The 3,331-nt window shown below is 41.6% G+C and carries 1 protein-coding gene; it reads left to right on the top strand.

Annotated features, from left to right (window positions below):
• A partial coding sequence (locus tag H5202_RS17205; RefSeq protein WP_182773158.1) for a putative Ig domain-containing protein occupies nucleotides 1-3,331 on the top strand: 3,331 nt, incomplete at both ends.

Genomic DNA, 3,331 nt, shown 5'->3' with positions numbered 1-3,331 from the left:
TACCAACAAACCGACGTGGGCTAGCTTTAATGTCGCAACGGGCTTGTTAAACGGTACGCCAACTAATGCGGATGTGGGCACCACTTCCGGGATTGTGATCAGTGTCAATGATGGCACGGTAACCATCGCCTTAAATGCGTTTAGTATTAGCGTGGCCAACACCAATGATGCGCCGGTGATATCTGGCAGTCCTGCGACCTCAGTCAATGAAGACAGTGCTTACAGCTTTACCCCAAGTGTCAGTGATGATGACAGTGGCGATAGCTTAAGCTTTAGCATTACTAATAAACCGACGTGGGCCAGCTTTAATGTCGCAACGGGCTTGTTAAGCGGTACGCCAACCAATGCCGATGTGGGTTCGACCTCTGGGATAGTGATCAGTGTCAACGATGGCACGGTAACCAGCGCATTAACCGCATTTAGTATTAACGTGGCCAACACTAATGATGTACCAGTGATCAGCTCAGCCGCAATAGTGACGGCAATGCAGGATCAAGTTTATCAATACACATTTGTAGTGCTTGATGACGATAGCGGTGATGTCTTAACCTTTAGTGCAGTTGTGAAACCTGATTGGTTGAACTTTAATACCGCAACAGGGGTGTTAAGCGGTACACCAACTAATGCAGATGTGGGTAGTCATGTTGTTACTCTAAAAGTGACAGATGGTGCAGGCTTAAGTGCTGAGCAAAACTTTAGCATTAGCGTGAATAATGTTAATGATGCACCAGTGATTAGCTCTATAGCGGTATTATCAGCGACACAAGATCAGATTTATAATTACACTTTGGTGGCTACAGATGCTGATACGGGTGATAGCTTAAGCTTTAATGCTTCTGTTAAACCCGATTGGTTAAGCTTTGATACCGTCAGCGGTATATTAAGTGGAACGCCGACTAATGCTGATGTGGGTAGTCATTCGGTGACTTTAACTGTGACTGATAATGCTGGTTTACACGCCGAACAGAGCTTTAGCATTGACGTGAGTAATGTTAATGATGCACCCGAAATAATGGGTACACCTTTACTGTCGATTAATGAAGACGAATCTTATACCTTTAAACCTGATGTAACTGATGCTGATGAAGATGATTCTCTTAGCTTTATTATCGTCAATAAACCTACATGGGCTAAATTTAGCGATACCGATGGTACGCTTAGCGGTATTCCGAGTAATGATGATGTTGGGGTGACATTGAGTATTGTTATCTCAGTGTCTGATGGCACCATTGAGGTTGAATTACCTGCATTTGATATTGAAGTTATTAATGTTAATGATGCACCAGTATTTGAGTCGGAACCCATAACCGAAGCAAGTGTATTTGCACCATATCAATACGATGTTGTGGTTTCTGATGCTGATGTAGATGCTTCTTTAACGGTGGCAGTTGTTTCGGCTCCAGAATGGTTGTCTCTTAACTCTGCTAATCAATTAGTCGGAACTCCGCCAGCTGAGTCGGCTGATATGACATTTGAGGTTGAAGTCAGTGTAACTGACGCAATTGTAGATCTTCCGGTGATACAGCGCTTTAGTTTGGTTGTTTCTCAACCAACTGATACCGAACTTGGAGTGAATATTTACTTTTCACCAGCCCCTGCAATAGTGGGACAAAAAGTTAACCTAGTTGTCGATATTGTCAATAATGGTTATACCGCAGCACTAGGTCTGAATTATCAACTGACCTTTGGTAGTGAATTTTTAATTGTTGCGCTGCCTAATGAGTGTTCTGAACAATCTACTGGTGTAATCGATTGTATTGTTGCAGATGAGCTCGCCATTGGTGATTCATTAAGCCGAATTATTGAGTTAATGGTAGATAACGTCGATTCAGGATTCAGCTCAGCGAGCATTTCTGTCACGGCTACTAACGTAAACAATGAAGTATTTGACCGCGACGCCAGCATATTGTTGGCTAATACCTTGTCCATATTACCAGGAAAAGTGTTAACCAGTGTCCCTGCGTCGTTAGGGTATGCAGTTGATATGAATGCAGATAGCTTTACGGATTTACTGGTTTATCTACCTGATGAATTAGCTATCCAAATTATGATTAATGACGGTCTTGGTCAGCTTACTCCTGGTGCTAAGGTAGTGTTAAATCAAGCTGTGACTTCGTTTACCGCTACAGATATTAATGTAGATGGCAACATTGACATTATTACTACTGGCGGTGACATTGCTGGAAATCGCGCATATATGCTCGATGGACTATTTGCAGTCACTTCGATTGAGAATCTAGACGATGTCAAAGCAGATGTTATGTTAATTGTTGACTTTGATTTTGATGGTTACTCAGAAGTCGTTTTAGCGGGTGTATATCAACCTCAAGTTGCTATTTATTCTGGAGTTGGCTCTGGTTCTCCTACTGTTAATTTAGTGCCTATTCCTTTTTCATTACCGTCTTTTAGCGCGGCAAAAGGACCTCAACAAGTATCAGCTGTTACCGACGTTATAACATCGTCAGAGTCTAAGATTACTGCGCTTTCTGCCATTGCTACCGATGGTGTAATAAAGCTTTTAGTTGGAGTAGAGAATCAAGCGCCTGTGTTATTGACTCCTGATGATAATGATTGGGTTTCAAGTGCAGTGGTTTCGTTGACACAAGGTGTTCAACGTTTGATTAATACCGATTTAGATAATGACGGCAAAGCTGATTTGTTTGTAAAAGACGATAATGGCTGGCATTTAATTATGGATGCCTTTAGCAATGACTTTATTAAAAGCAGCGTCATGTTCCCTAATGCTGATGATATTGTTGTGACAGATCTAGAAGCTGATGGTATTCCAGAGCTTTTATTAGTGATGTCTCATGGGGTAAGTATTTGGCATTATTATGGACCTGAGGATATTCGTCCTAGTAATTATGTTATTGATGCAGAGGCCCTTGGTACCGTGACAGTGCTTGATATTAATAATGATAATTTGCTTGATATTATTACTTTTGACAAACAAGATGGCGTATCAGTATGGTATATGAGTGCCGGAGGTGGGGTAGGGCTACAAGATGTCGATCTAGCACTATCTAGCCTCATGCCTAGTTACCCTGAAGTTGACCGTGCTGTTAATATTACTTGGTCTGTGTTTAATTTAAGTGATGCTAGTGCCAGTGGTGTGACACTGACTGTGATGTTAGATTCTAATATTGTGTTACCTCAAATACCAAGTGGGTGCGCGCTTGTAGGCACCATGCTTACTTGTCAATTAGGCGAGATTGCAGCAGGAAAAACTAAGGATGTGTCGTTTAGTATTAATCCTGAACGTGATGGCAATTTATCTTTGGTAGGTGACGTAACGAGTCTAGAATATGATGTAAACAATGTTAATAATCAT

Source organism: Shewanella sp. SG41-4 (assembly GCF_014164505.1).
GTDB lineage: Bacteria > Pseudomonadota > Gammaproteobacteria > Enterobacterales > Shewanellaceae > Shewanella.
This window is presented reverse-complemented; position numbering and strand designations above follow the sequence as displayed.